Here is a 13372-nt window from a genome sequence, read left to right as displayed (position 1 = left end):
ATCAAGCGGCTGTGCGCGCAGGTGTATGCGCCGACGACCTTGGGCCAGTTCGTGCGGGAGTTCACCCGCGGGCACGCCAGTCAGCTTGCCTCGGTTGCGCGGGCGCACTCGGTGGCGCTGGCCGAGCGCACGCCGGTGCTGGCGGGGATCGAGGCGCAGGCGTACTTCGATGTTGATTCGCTGTTGGGGCCGGTGTCCCGCAAGACCAAGCAGGGCGCCAGCTTTGGCCGCCACTTAGCGTTGGGCGCCACTCAGCGTCGGGCGCGAGCAGCCGCGAGGGTCCTGTCGCCCGAACAGTCCCAACCCGCCAAGCCCAGCCAGACATCCTCACCAGATCGCAGCCTCCCCCGCCACCAACCAAAGGCCCCACCCCCCAGCAACATCGAACGGCCAAGCAGCCGCGGCACGCAACCAAAAGACCCGTCCCCACAGCGATAATTCCTCCATTTGTTCTTGTCTACCGACAGGTAATATAGTACAATTGTGGCATGACGGCGATCCTACCCACCACCCCCGGAACCCCCGGGGACGATGGCGGTTGCCTCGCCACGGTCGCCACGGTCGTCGAACGACTTCTTTGATGACTGTGACGGGCTGGCCGGTCAGCTGAGTCCGGAGGAAGAGCTGGCGCTGCTGCAACGCGGGGATGAGGAGCCGATGTTCGCCGACGCGGCCGAGGAGGCCGCGTTCTTCGCCCAGATCCGCGCGGACATGGAGGACTACGAGGCCGCCCAGTTCCCCCGCCGCGGCCGCGGCGGCGACCCCGGCGGCGGCGAGGGTGGGGATGAGTGCGGGTCGCGGTTCGCGGAGCTGGTGGGGGCACCACAGCGGGCGAGCGATCAGGTGGCCTGGCTGACCGCGATCACCGACGCGTTGGCCGAGGTCGACGGCCTGGCCCAGGACGCGGGGCAGGGGGAGCGGATCGAGGTGTTGAGCGTGTGTGAACGCCTCAAAGCGGCCCTGGCGGCGGCCCAGGCGCGAGTGAGCGTCGCGTTCGCCGACACCCATACCGCCGACGCGCACGCCCGCGGGCTCTCGCCGCGGGCGGCGGGGCGGGGAATCACCCCGCAACTCGCGCTGGCCCGCGGGTGTAGCCCGTCGGCGGCGCAGGCGCAGCTGTCCCAGTCGCGGGCGTTGACCAGCGTGTTACCGCACACCCTGGCCGCCCTGACCGCGGGCCTGATCTCCCCGGCGGTCGCGGGCGCGGTCTGCGCCGAAGCCGCCGGGTTGTCCGAGGACGACCAGCGCCTCCTGGACGCCGAGCTCGGGGAGCGGTTGCCGGTGTTGACCCTGGCGCAGGCGCGGGCCGCCGCCGCCCAGGTCGCCGCCCGGCTCGACCCGGACGCCGTCCTGGCCAGGCACGCCAAAGCGGTCTCCTCCCGGGGAGCGTGGACCCGGCCGGCGCCGGACGGGATGGCCTACCTGACCCTCTTGGACACGTTGCCGCGGATCGTGTCCGCGTACGCGTGTTTGCACCGGCACGCCACCGGCGTGCTCGCCGGCGCCGACCCGGATGACCCGGCGGGGGAGCGGACCTATTCGCAGGTGCTGGCCGACACCGCCATCGCGCGGCTGTCTGGGCTGGCGTCCGGGCAGTTCCCCCCGGCCGCGGTCACCCTGGTGATGACCCCCGACAACCTGTACGGCAAGAACCTCAACGACCTGGGCGACCTATTCACCCCCACCGCCCCCAGTGACACCACCGACACACACCGACACCGACACCACCGGCGCTCCCGACACCACCGGCAGCGACAGCACCGCCGACAGCCGTGCCACCGAAACCACCGGCAGCGACAGCGGCGCGACCGAGACCGCCGACACCCGCACTGGCGACGACGCCGGCGCCGGCGAACCCGAACCTTGGCCCGCCGAAGCCGACGCTGCCGAGCCCGAGTCCGAGCCTGCTGCCGGCTCGCCGGCCGAGACGGTTCCCGGCGATGCCACCGCCGACGCTGACCCCACCGACGACGGCGAGCCCGCCGACCAGCCGTCGCCTGGAGAGCCTGACACCCACGGCGAGCCGAACGATGACGGCGCCGAGCCCGCCGACACCCGTGCGGGCAGCAGGACCCAGCCGGCCGGCCCCAGCGGCCCCAGCGGCACCCGCCGCGCCCGCGCCATCCCCCGGTGACGATCGCGGCGACCCGGACAAGGCCGCCGATCCCGACGACACCGACCCCGCTGGCGTCCTCGCCGACCAGCGGCCCCCTGACCCCGCCGACACGCATCCCGACAGCCACCCCGCCACCGAGTCCGACCCCATCACCGAAGCCCCGGCGGGCGAGCCGCCAACCCCGACGGACCAGCACCCACCCACCGAGCCTGCCTGGCACCGCCCCGGCGAGGGCAGCCGCTGCGCCGGCGCCGCCGACCCCGTCCGCATCCTCGGCCACGGCACCATCCCCGCCGCCCTCGCCCGCGAATGGCTCCTCTGCGGCTGCGACACCCCCGACACCGACACCGACACCCCCGACAACCACTGCGGTCCGCCGGGCCCCGGCGAACACCCCGCCGCGGCGTCCCTGCGGCGGGCGTTCACCAGCCCCGACCGGCGCGACCTGATCGCCCTCGAATCCGCCGCCCGCCTCTTCCCACCCCTGCTGCGCTCCCTGCTCATCCTGCGCGACGATCGCTGCCGCATGCCCCACTGCGATGCCCCCATCCGCCACGCTGACCACGCCGTCCCCGCCGCGAAGGGCGGGCCCACCAGCTACCAGAACGGGCAAGGCCTGTCCGCCGGCTGCAACTACACCAAAGACCTCCCCGGGTTCACCACCCGCGTCCTGACCCGCGCCGAGATCGCCGCCTACGCCGCCGGACCCGAGACCGACCGCAACACCCACATCGCCCGCAACGCCAGGCCCCGCACCCACATCACCGCGATCACCACCCCCACCGGCCACACCTACCTCTCCATCCCACCGCCGGCCCTCGGCTGGGGACACCGCCCCACCTGACCGGCCCTGACCGGCGTGAGGCGCCGCCCAACCCCGGCCCCACCAGCCTGACAGCCAGAACCGACCTCTCTTACCCGGCGTGACCCGCCGGCAAACAACGGCGACTCACCGAGTTCTTTCGGGGCCGAAGCCTTGCAGGGCTCCGGAAAGGTCGGTCGATGGGCCTGTGACCTGGGAAAACCGTGGCCGGGTGACGGCGTGGCACGTGTGACGGATGGGGCTCGTGGGGCTTGGATTGGAGTTACTACACAGCCACTCCAGCCCGAGAGCCCCACCCGTCGATGCCATCGTCCCCAATGGTCGACGCGAACGCCGATGTACGCGCCGATCTGCTCACTGTCCTTGCCCGCGTCCCTGATCCTCGCGACCCGCGAGGTGTTCGCTTCCCACTCGTCGGAATGCTCGCGGTCGCGGTGTCCGCGGTCCTGGCGGGCGCGAAGTCGTTCGCCGCGATCGGTGAGTTCGCCGCCGACCTCGACACCGTGCAACTCGGTCGGCTCGGGCTCGGCAAGGCACCGGTGGAGTCCACGCTACGCAAGCTCTTCGCCCGTCTCGACGCCGCCGCACAGACACACAGGTGGGGCCAGTTCAAGCCGTCACAGTGGGGCCAAATCAGGCTGCCAAACTCAGAGAGGACCGCGCCGCACTTGATCGCCGCGCTCGACCACGCCACCGGCGTCGTCCTGGGCCAGAATCAGGTCGAGGCGAAGTCCAATGAGATCCCCGCCGTGCGCGACCTGCTGACCGGCTTCGATCCCTGTGACCTGCGCGGATGCGTGATCACCGTGGATGCGATGCACACCCAAGACGACACCGCCGCGACCATCCTCGACGCGGGCGCGGACTACGTGTTCACTGTCAAAGCCAACCGCCCCACGCTCCTGAGCGCGTTGAAGAAGCTGCCCTGGAACAAGGTCCCCGTCGGCTCGCGGACGACCCAACTCGGTCACGGCCGTCGTGCGACCCGGACCATCAAGGTCATCGACCTACCGATGCTGCCGGACTGGCCCGAGTTCGTCGGGTGTCGCCCAGGTCGCGCAACTACGCAGGACCGTCACCAAGAACGGGAAGAAGTCCGTGGAGGTGGTCTACCTCATCACCTCCGCCAGCCATCACGACGCACAACCGGCCACCCTGGCCGCGTGGGTGCAGGGCCATTGGGGAATCGAGAACCGCGTCCATTGGGTGCGTGATGCCACCTTCGACGAGGACCGCTCCCAGGTCCGCACCGGCGTCTTGCCCCGCATCATGGCCAGCCTTACGAACACCGCGATCAGCATCCTGAGGCTGACCGGCCGCTCCAACATCGCAGCCGCGACCAGGCATCACTCACGCAACCCAGAACGAGCCATCACATGCGCGCTGACCTGGTGAGATACGACCTTTCCGGGACCCTGCGAAGCCTTGGCCTCCCCTGTCTGTCAGGCTTCGGTGAGACGCCCCGATTGATCGGGGAGTATGTCCTTTGACGGGGCGAGAGATCGAGATTCTCTCATGACTATGACTTCTGCTGACATGGCTTCTGCCGGGAGAAGCCGAGCGCAACGACGTACGTTCACCAATGAGGACAAGCTGCGGATGGTGGCCGAGTACGACTCCGCGACCGACCCCGGTGCCCGGGGTGCTCTGCTGCGCCGTGAGGGCCTGTACGACTCCCATATCGGCAAGTGGCGCACGGCGCGCGACGCCGGCCGGCTGTCCCCGTCGGGAGCCACGCCACCCGCTCAGACGCTGCTCGTCGCGCAGCGGGAGAACGAGCGGTTGCAAGCCCAGGTCGAGGCGTTGACCGCTGAGCTGGACTCGACCAAGGCAGTGCTGGACATCGTGGGAAAAGCCTCCAGGCTCTTGCAGATGATCTCCGATCGGCAGGAGCCCGCGACCAGGTCGCCCAGGTGATGAACCAGGCGTTGGAACAGGTTGAGCAGCACACCAGTACCACGTCGGCGTGCGCCCTGTTGGGGCTGTCCCGGGCCAGTGTGTACCGGGCCCGGGGAGCGCGGGTGCACGGGCCGGGGCGCAAGCCCGGCGGTGGCAGCCAGCCCGCGGCGCTGAGCCCGGAGGAGATCCAGGAGGTGATCGATGTGTTGACCAGCGACCGGTTCGCCGACACCGGATTCGGTGCCTCCGAGGCGGCCGGGACCACCAAGGTGATCGATGTGTTGACCAGCGACCGGTTCGCCGACCCCTTCTGGCCAGGTGATCCCCGAGTTGTGGCATACGCGAGGCTCCGGCCACAACCCCCACAAGATCATCCATTCACCGGACCCGGGCCAAACCTGCCAACGCGCCAGAGGGTCAACGTGGAGCACGCGCAGCGCAGTGAGCATGAACGACGTTGACACCGACAAGCGATGGCAGACAATCACCCGCGCCGGCGAATGGAACCTTGCCGAGACCGAACACCCGGAACACTCGCCAACCCCCATAGGGTCTAGCAGCAGTTGCACGAGCTGGGCGGACCCAAGACGAGCCGGACGAGCCGGGACGAGCCGGACGCGGGAGGGCAGATGGCGAGCGGGCCGAGTGGGTTCTTCGCGGCCGAGCAGCACGCGGAGCACAGCCACGCGCCAACCCCGTGGCTGCGCCTTGCCGATCTCGCCGACGATCCGCAGCCCCTGCTCGCCCGGATCGCCGAGGTGCGCCAGCACCTCCGCGGTGTTGCCTGCCAGGAGGTCGAGCTGCGGGTTGCCGCGTCCACGGTGCACCTCGGGCTGGTCGCCCGGCTGGCGGCGGCCGGGCTGGCGGCCGCGGTGTCGGCAAGCGGGCGGCTGGGGCCGGACGACTGTTGGTGGCAACCCGGCAGCCGTGACCCGGTGCCGCTGTCGGTCGCGAGCAGCCGCCCAGCGGACCGAGCCAGCCGCCCCGCGGACCGAGCCAGCCGCCCAGCGGACCGAGCCAGCCGCCCAGCAAACGGGACCAGCCGCCCGGCGGCGCTCGGCTGGCTCGAGAGCGCCGCGCTCGTCACCGACGTTGTGCGGCGGCATACGGGCACCTCGAGGCGAGTCCTGTGGGGCAATGTCGCCTCCGGGATCAACACCGCGGCAGTCCTGCTCGCCCTGCACGCCCCGAACGATCGCGAAGCGATCGTCCGCCACCTCGCCGCGGCCACCGGCGACCCGCGCCTGGCCGGTGAGCCCGGACCCTATGGCTCTGGCTTCCGTCGGCGCAGCTGTTGCCTGGCCTATCGCGCCGACCTCGGCTACTGCGGCGACTGTGTCCTCACACATCCGGCCCGCCGCACGTCTACCGAGTGATGACACCCCCGACCAGGATCTCCGCCGCCAGCCCGAAGACACCCTTCGAGCAGATCGTCTCCCGGCACGGGCCGACGGTGTTGCGGGTATGCCGGGCCGTGCTCGGCTCGCACACCGACGCCGACGACGCCTGGTCGGAGACCTTTCTCGCCGCCTTGCGGGCCTATCCGGACCTGCCAGCCGACGCCAACACCCAGGCCTGGCTGGTCACCATCGCCCACCGCAAGGCCATCGACATCACCCGCGCCCGCGCCCGGCACGCGGTGCCGGTGGCCGTGCCCCCCGATCGGGCAGCGCCCGAGACCGACCCCACCGACACGTCCGTATGGCGCGCGGTCGCCGCCCTGCCCCGCCGCCAGCGCGAGGTGATCGCCTACCGCTATCTCGGTGGCCTCGACTACGCCGGCATCGCCGAAATCACCGGCGGCACCGCCGCCGCCGCCCGTCGCGCGGCAGCGGACGGGCTGAACCGACTACGCACCCAAGGATTCCTCCAGGAAGGAAGCAACCGATGACCACCACCTCGGACCACACCCGAAACCTCGAGACCGACGCCCCCACACGGGAGTCGGGAGGCGCACCCGCCGTCCCGCTCGACGCCCCGACACTCGATGCCCCGACACTCGACGCCCCGACACTCGACGAGGTGGACGCCCTCGACGCCGCCCTGCTGGATGCCATCACCGCCACGCACACCGTTACCGCAGCCGGCGAGGACACCAGGCTTGCGGGCTTGCACCACCGCCTGGAAGCCGACGCGACGGCGGCCGGCCTGCTCGACGTCGCCTATCGGACGCTGGATTCCCCGGTCGGTCCGTTGCTGGTGGCCCGCACGCGGCGGGGGCTGGTACGCATCGCATTTGCGGGCCAGCGGCACGAGGATGTCCTCGCCGACCTCAGCACGCGCCTCAGCCCCCGGATCCTCCACTCCACCGGCGCCCTCGACGACGCTGCCCGGCAGCTCGACGCCTATTTCGCGGGCCGGGCGATTGGCTTCGATCTGCCCCTCGACCACGCCCTGTCGCACGGCTTCCGCGCGCTTGTGCAGTCCCTCCTGCCGGCCATCCGGTATGGCGAAACGATCAGCTATGCCGAGTTGGCCCGGCGAGCCGGCAACGCGGCGGCCGTCCGGGCCGTCGGTACGGCCTGCGGCGCCAACCCGCTGCCGATCGTCGTCCCCTGCCACCGGGTGGTGCGCGCCGACGGCTCCCTCGGCGGCTATGCCGGCGGCCTCGACGCCAAGCGCTCCCTGCTCGCCCTGGAGGCAAACCACCGCCGAGGCGAGCATTCTGGGGACACCGAGCAATCGTTGGGGCGCCGGAACCGCTAGGACAGGTGCGGGGAGGCCGGGGGCTTGGGGAGCTGATCGAGCCAGTCGGCGCCATCGCCGAAGGTGCGCCGATACCAGCGTCCGTAGGCCTGCACGGCGGTCGGCAGGGTCGGATAGATCCGGCTGCGGCCGACGGCGACATCGAATCCGGAGGCGACCAGCTGGTCCATCTCGTCCTGTTTGACGCGCGCCAGGGCCAAGACGATGCCGCGCGAGTCCAGCTCGACGCGCAACTCCCCCAGGACATCAATCGCGGTCAGGTCGAGCGTGACATTGGCCTCGGAGTTGAGCACGAACCAGTGCACGGGCTGCTCGGCCGCGGCAATGGCACCCAGTGCGCGACGTCGGAAGTTCTCGGCGTTGGCGAAGAAGATCGGCGCGTCATAGCGATAGACGACCAGACCCGGCACCTGATGGACGTGCGGATAGTCGTCGATGTCGTGCATCCCCGCCAGCCCGGGCACATAGCCGAGCACGGCGTCGTGCGGGTCGGCGATGCGGCGCAGGAGGTCGAGCACCGACAGCACGACGGCGACCGCGATCCCGGTGAGCACGTCGAAGAGCACGACCGACGCGGTCGTCGTCAGCGCCAAGGCCAGCTCGGCCACGCGGAATCTCGCCAGTCGGCGGAACTCGGCGACGTCGATCAGCCGCAGCGCGGCATAGACGACCACTCCGCCGAGCGCGGCGGCGGGGAAGGCCGCCAGGATCGGCCCGAAGAGGTACATCGTCGCGATGATCATGACGAACGCCACCAGCGAGTAGCCCTGGGTCTTGGCGCCCATCGAATCGCCGAGGACGGTGCGCGACCCGCTGCTGGACACAGGAAACCCGTGGAACAGACCCGAGCCGACGTTGGCCGCCCCAAGGGCGAGCAGCTCCTGGTTGGCGTCGATGGTCTCGCCCCGCTTGGCGGCAAAAGCGCGCGCGGTCAACACGTTGTCGCTGTAGCCGACGACCGCGACCGCGGCGGCCGCGGTCACCATCGAGCGCCAGTCGATTCCGGTCAGATCGGGCAGGCTCGGCCGCGGCAGCCCGGCCGGGACCTCCCCGACCACGGCGACTCCCCGCGCCGCCAGGCCGGCCAGGCTGACGACGGCAGCCGCGGCCAGCATGACCAGCAGCGGCCCCGGCCAGCGGGGCAGGAACCGGCGCATGACGACCAAGGCGAGCACGACGCTCGCGGCGAGCAGCAGCGTCGGGAGATGGACCTCGGCGAGGTGGCCGGCGCCATACGAGATCTTGGCGAGGACCGTCTCGCCCTCGACGTGCATCCCGGTGGCCCTGCCGAGTTGGCTGACGATCATCAACACGGCCACGCCGGCCATATAGCCGACGAGCACCGGGCGGGACAACAGGCCCGCGATGAATCCCAGCCGCAGCACGAACCCGGTGATGCAGATCAGGCCGGCGATAACCGCGAGGACCGAGGCGAGCGCCGCGAAGCGCGCCGGATCACCCGCCGCCAGCGGCGCCACCGCGAGCGCGGTCATCAGTGCGGTCGTCGACTCCGGGCCGACGGAGAGCACGCGCGAGGAGCCGAGCAGGGCATAGACGAGCAGCGGCGGCACGACCGCCCACAGCCCGGCAATCGCCGGCAGGCCGGCGACCTCGGCATAGGCCATCACCTGCGGGATGAGGTATGCCGCGACCGTCACCCCACCGAGGATGTCGCCGCGCAGCCACTCGCGGCGATAGCCCCGCAACACCGCCACCCCCGGCGCGATCCGGGCAACCATCGCGGACCGCGGGGGCGTCGGCGACGACATGAATCAACGGTAAACCCCACGAGGCCAGCGGATGAACGGCCAGGCGCAGCCTCACATCGGGTTGGGTGTCACGGGTTGGGTGTCACGGATTCGGGGTCACGGGTTCGGTGTCACCCGCAGAATCTTGTCGGCGGAGGCGCCATTGGACGTCAGCACATAGAGCGCGCCGTCGGGTCCCATCCGGACGGTGCGCAGGCGCCCATAGGTGTCGTTCAGCTCGGGGACCTCCGCGGTCGACAGCACGGTTCCCGCCGCGTCCAGCCAGAGGGCCAGCACGCCCGAGCCCTTGAGCTGAGCGACGAAAGCAACCCCGTTGTAGTCGCCCCACGACGCGCCACTGATGAACGTCATACCGGAGGTCGCGAGCGTCGGAACGCCCGAAGACCACTTGGCCGCAACGGCATTGGGGAACTCGGCCAGGTCGGTCATCGGGACCTGTTGGTAGTAGCTCGGGTCGCTCGCGTTGCGCACCGGGTTCCACCCGTAGTTGCGGGCCTTGAGCACGAGGTTGACCTCGTCGTCGCGGTCGGGGCCGTGCTCGGAGTTCCACAGCTGGGTCGTGCCGGGGCGCCAGGCCAAGCCCTGCGGATTGCGGTGGCCGTAGTTCCACACATAGCGCCGCTTGGGGTCGGCCGCATTCGGCCACGGGTTGTCCCGCGGGATGGTGCCGTCCTTGTTGACCCGCAAGATCTTGCCGCCGAGGTTGGTCAGGCTCTGCGGCGCCCGGCCCGTCGCCGCGTCGCCGGTGCTGACGAACAGCTTGCCGCCGGGGCCGAAGAGGACGCGGCAGCCGTTGTGGATGGTTCCGCGCGGGATGCCTTTGACCACGGGGGCGCCGGCGCGGACTGCGCTGACCCCGCCCGCAGCCAGTGTCCAGCGGACCACCCGGTTGTCGTTGGCCGGGCCGTTGGTTTGGCAGGTATAGAACCGGCGGTTGCTCGCAAACGCGGGATCGACGGCCAGGCCGAGCAGCCCGCCCTCGCCCGCGGCCGGGACGTCGCTTTGGTTCGCGCTCACCTGGGTCAGCGAGCCGGTCGTGCGATCGCCATACGAGATCTTCCCCGAGCGCTCGGTGAGCAAGTAGTGGGTCGAGTCGACGAACGCGATGTCCCACGGGATGTTCAGCCCGCTGCGCAGCTCGGTCACGGTCAGGCTCGGGACCGTGCGGGCGCCGCTGGCCGCGCCCCCCTGCGCGGAACTCACCCCCGGGGCACCAGCTAGGCCCACTCCGAGAGCAGTGACAACGGCCAACGACAGTCCACGCGCGCGCATACCCCTGTTCCTAGCAGTGACCGGCACGGATGTCGATCCTTGAGCATTCAGCTTGGCGGTCAGCGCCCAATGTGGTCCGATGGTCCCCGATCCGTGGAACCGAGCGCGCTGGAGGCAGGCATGGGACGAGTCATCCACTTCGAGATCCAAGCGGACGATCTCGAGCGCGCGAAAACGTTCTACGGCACGGTGTTCGGATGGACCTTCCCGGACTACAGCGCGGCCGTCGACGCCCCCTACTTCGGGGTGATCACCGGATCCGACGAGGAACCGGGGATCAACGGCGGGCTGTTGCCGCGTCCGGCCGAGAACCCGGGACCGGGATTCGGCGTGACCGCCTATGTGTGCACGGTCGGGGTCGCGGACTACGACGCCGCCGACGCCGCCATCCTCGGCGCGGGTGGCCGGGTCGCCCTGCCCAAGATGGCAATCCCGGGTATGGCGTGGCAGGGCTACTACCTCGACACCGAGGGCAACACCTTCGGCATCCACCAACCCGACCCGGACGCCGCCTAGCCACCGAGCCCGGCGTCGAGAGGAGCCTCTCGGCACGGTTTCGCCAATGGGCGTACCGACACACTCCTCTCGACCTCGCTGGGCGAGCCGATCAGCCGTTCCTCACATGAGCGCGCCGTCGTCGGCGTAGACTCGCCAGGCCTCGACTCGTCGAGCCACTTGGGTGTCACCTCGGGCGTCAGCACCGCGAACAACCGCCTCATCGAGGCCAACGCGCTCGGCACGTCGACGATGTCGGTCACCCATACCGGTATGCCGCGGCCCCGCAGCCGTTCGACGTCCAGCTCCCGGTTCTCCTGCTGCTGGGGGCACCTCCCGCTTGCGGGGGCAGAACGCGGCGGGGCAGCGGGACCCGGAGATGCGGGCGACGAAGAATTAGTGGGTCGGCGGCTGCGGTGTCTGGCTGTTGGGGCCGGCGGGCGGAGGGCGTCGCGGTGTGGCCGGGCAGGGCGGGGGAGTGGCGGCCGCGGGCAGCCCGGGGCCGAGGTGGTCGATGCCGGTGATCTCGCGCACGAACTCCGCGAAGGTGGGCATGGTGAACCGCAGTGTTCCTCGGCCGTTGGATTCGATCAGGCCTTTGTCGATCAGGCTGCGCCGGGCCAGGCTCCACTGCGGCGTGCTGCGCCCCGTGGCAGCCACCAGGTCACTGGTGGTGACCATCCCGTCGGGTCCGGCGACGGTCGCCATCCCGCTCAGGAGGGCTTGTTCCATGGGGCTGGCTTTGGCCCACCGCCCCCGAAACATCCCGCCGGCGAGGCTGGCAGCTGTTGCCGCCTGCGCGGCGTGCACGTCCTGCAGGCCGATAACGTCGCGCGCTTGATCGGGGGAGCGGGCTAGCCACGACTCATGCCCGAGCTTTGCAGCATGAACGGGTTCCCGGCTGCGACGGTCACCACCTCCTGCAGTGCCGGCGGCGCCCACCGCACGCCCAGGTCGAGCGCCGGGTCGAGGAGCACGCGATGGGCCGCGTCGACGGTGAGCCGGGGAACTGGCAGGTAGTCGAACCTCTCGGCGAACGAGTTGGCGCTGATCAGCACCTCGGGGGTCTCAGGAAGGCCGGCCAGGAACACCACCAGCGGGGTCCGCGGGGTTTGGATGAGGTCCTGCACGGCCGTGGCCACCGTGCGCAGATCGTCGACGGGCGCTTCATGCACCTCGTCGATGAACACCGCGACGCGTCCGCGACCGCGGACGCCAGCGCCCGATGATTGCCATTCGCGGGTGTCGAACAGAATCACGGCCGTCTCAAACCCGCGACGCACCGCCTCGTCCCGGATCACCTGCAGCAGCACCGTTTTCCCGACGCCACGCGGCCCGGTGATGACCATCGGCGCCGGCGCGGCCGCGCCCGAGTTCGCCACCGCGGCCAGCATCCGCTCAGCGCGTTGCACCTGTGCGCCACGGCCGGCGAACATCATCGGCCGAGCGCCCACACCCGGGCGGTGCGGACTGTCCACGACCACATAAGTCCTTATAAAGACATCCGGTTTATAGGGACTTATGTGGTTGGGTGTTCGCTCAATGCTTGGCCGCGCTGGACGGGCAGCTTAGGAGAAGTCACGGCGGGGCGCCGCGGCGCCCGGGCGTCGTTGTGCCTCTCGGCATGGGCTGACCAGCGAGAGCCACCTGCGGGGCGCGAGGCAGCTGCTTGCCGATGCTGTCGTGGTGAGCGGTGATGGTGGGTGCGTCGAGGCGTCGCCGGGCCGCAAGGAGGGGGTCGCTGGTCCACCGGTTGGCGGCCGGAGGTGCGCGGTGAGGGGTCGGCGGGGATGTCAAGGTGTGGGGTGCCGGACTGTTTTCGGAGTCGGTGACTTTGGTTCTCAGGCTGCTGGCCGGTGGTTTTGGTACCCGTCCAACATTTCCCGCGGGGTCTGGTATCCCAGTCCGGAGTGGATCCTTTGATGATTATAGTAGATTTCGATGTACGCCGCAATAGCCGCGGACGCTGATTTCCGGGTCGGCCACTTCTCCCGGTTGACTAACTCGACCTTGATCGCCCCATTGGTGGACCCGGCCAGGGCATTGTCGTAGCAGATCCCGGTCCGACCCACGGACCGGGAAATCCCCAACTCGCCCAACACGCGGCCGTACTCGTCGGACGTATAATTACTGCCCCGGTCCGAATGAAACACCGCGCCGGCCGGCAGCTTGACGTTCCGGGCGGCCATCTGAATGGCGTCGGTGATCAACTCGGTCCGGTAGTGATCGGCCATGGCCCACCCGATAATAGCGCGGGAGAAACAATCGATGACCAACGCCAGATACAACCAG

16 protein-coding genes and 1 pseudogene are annotated in these 13372 nt (G+C 70.1%); 11 read left to right on the top strand and 6 right to left on the bottom strand.

Annotated elements, in window-relative coordinates; all coding sequences use genetic code 11:
• Nucleotides 1-21: 21 nt before the first annotated feature.
• The 10 genes from V9G19_RS08955 to V9G19_RS08910 all read left to right on the top strand — a co-directional run bounded on the left by V9G19_RS08955 (nt 22) and on the right by V9G19_RS08910 (nt 7544).
• Entirely contained in the window at nt 22-438 is a 417-nt protein-coding gene (locus V9G19_RS08955) for a hypothetical protein (RefSeq protein ID WP_462285139.1), read from the top strand.
• Between the two features lie 219 nt (nt 439-657).
• Nucleotides 658-1959: a DUF222 domain-containing protein gene (locus V9G19_RS08950; RefSeq protein WP_462285138.1), complete on the top strand. Its 1302-nt coding sequence runs from the start codon at nt 658-660 to the stop codon at nt 1957-1959.
• Nucleotides 1941-2960 (top strand): HNH endonuclease, encoded by a 1020-nt coding sequence (locus tag V9G19_RS08945; protein WP_462285137.1) that lies wholly within the window; start codon nt 1941-1943, stop codon nt 2958-2960. Before V9G19_RS08950 ends, V9G19_RS08945 begins: the two co-directional genes overlap by 19 nt.
• A gap of 296 nt (nt 2961-3256) precedes the next feature.
• Nucleotides 3257-4153 (top strand): ISAs1 family transposase, encoded by an 897-nt coding sequence (locus V9G19_RS08940; protein WP_462285440.1) that lies wholly within the window; start codon nt 3257-3259, stop codon nt 4151-4153.
• Nucleotides 4038-4334 carry a transposase gene (locus tag V9G19_RS08935; RefSeq protein ID WP_462285136.1) on the top strand — a complete coding sequence of 99 codons (297 nt, stop codon included), beginning with the start codon at nt 4038-4040 and terminating at the stop codon, nt 4332-4334. The genes V9G19_RS08940 and V9G19_RS08935 overlap by 116 nt, the downstream gene beginning before the upstream one ends.
• Nucleotides 4335-4475: 141 nt before the next feature.
• Nucleotides 4476-4856 carry a transposase gene (locus V9G19_RS08930; protein WP_462285135.1) on the top strand — a complete coding sequence of 127 codons (381 nt, stop codon included), beginning with the start codon at nt 4476-4478 and terminating at the stop codon, nt 4854-4856.
• Nucleotides 4856-5299, top strand: coding sequence for a hypothetical protein (locus tag V9G19_RS08925; RefSeq protein WP_462285134.1), 444 nt, complete (start codon nt 4856-4858; stop codon nt 5297-5299). Before V9G19_RS08930 ends, V9G19_RS08925 begins: the two co-directional genes overlap by 1 nt.
• Nucleotides 5300-5467: 168 nt before the next feature.
• Complete coding sequence (locus tag V9G19_RS08920) at nt 5468-6214, top strand: (2Fe-2S)-binding protein (protein WP_462285133.1); 747 nt, start codon at nt 5468-5470, stop codon at nt 6212-6214.
• Nucleotides 6214-6729, top strand: a complete 516-nt coding sequence (locus tag V9G19_RS08915; RefSeq protein ID WP_462285439.1) for an RNA polymerase sigma factor — start codon at nt 6214-6216, stop codon at nt 6727-6729. The genes V9G19_RS08920 and V9G19_RS08915 overlap by 1 nt, the downstream gene beginning before the upstream one ends.
• Nucleotides 6726-7544, top strand: a complete 819-nt coding sequence (locus tag V9G19_RS08910) for a methylated-DNA--[protein]-cysteine S-methyltransferase (protein WP_462285132.1) — start codon at nt 6726-6728, stop codon at nt 7542-7544. The genes V9G19_RS08915 and V9G19_RS08910 overlap by 4 nt, the downstream gene beginning before the upstream one ends.
• On the opposite strand, the gene V9G19_RS08905 is transcribed toward V9G19_RS08910, so the two are convergent.
• A complete protein-coding gene (locus V9G19_RS08905; RefSeq protein WP_462285131.1) occupies nt 7541-9313 on the bottom strand; it encodes a SulP family inorganic anion transporter in 1773 nt (590 codons plus the stop codon). The genes V9G19_RS08910 and V9G19_RS08905 overlap by 4 nt on opposite strands.
• Nucleotides 9314-9409: 96 nt before the next feature.
• Complete coding sequence (locus V9G19_RS08900; protein ID WP_462285130.1) at nt 9410-10516, bottom strand: PQQ-dependent sugar dehydrogenase; 1107 nt, start codon at nt 10514-10516, stop codon at nt 9410-9412.
• Between the two features lie 189 nt (nt 10517-10705).
• Here V9G19_RS08900 and V9G19_RS08895 point away from each other — a divergent pair, with 189 nt between their 5' ends.
• The gene (locus V9G19_RS08895; RefSeq protein ID WP_462285129.1) at nt 10706-11101 is read left to right on the top strand and encodes a VOC family protein; all 396 of its coding nucleotides are present in this window, start codon (nt 10706-10708) and stop codon (nt 11099-11101) included.
• On the opposite strand, the pseudogene V9G19_RS08890 reads toward V9G19_RS08895, so the two are convergent.
• The 4 genes and pseudogenes from V9G19_RS08890 to V9G19_RS08875 all read right to left on the bottom strand — a co-directional run.
• A pseudogene (locus tag V9G19_RS08890) lies at nt 11098-11394 on the bottom strand (helical backbone metal receptor); the annotation flags it as partial. The gene V9G19_RS08895 and the pseudogene V9G19_RS08890 sit on opposite strands and share 4 nt — an antisense overlap.
• 82 nt (nt 11395-11476) lie before the next feature.
• Complete coding sequence (locus V9G19_RS08885; RefSeq protein ID WP_462285128.1) at nt 11477-11812, bottom strand: hypothetical protein; 336 nt, start codon at nt 11810-11812, stop codon at nt 11477-11479.
• Nucleotides 11813-11934: 122 nt separating this feature from the next.
• Nucleotides 11935-12519, bottom strand: a complete 585-nt coding sequence (locus V9G19_RS08880; RefSeq protein WP_462285127.1) for an AAA family ATPase — start codon at nt 12517-12519, stop codon at nt 11935-11937.
• Between the two features lie 402 nt (nt 12520-12921).
• Nucleotides 12922-13372 (bottom strand): IS3 family transposase (locus tag V9G19_RS08875; RefSeq protein WP_462285126.1); only part of this gene is annotated, 451 nt, incomplete at its 5' end.

It is taken from the genome of Nostocoides sp. (genome assembly GCF_037045025.1).
Lineage (GTDB): Bacteria > Actinomycetota > Actinomycetes > Actinomycetales > Dermatophilaceae > Nostocoides_A.
Note: the sequence above shows the minus strand (reverse complement) of the source record. Positions and strands in the feature narration are given on the sequence as shown.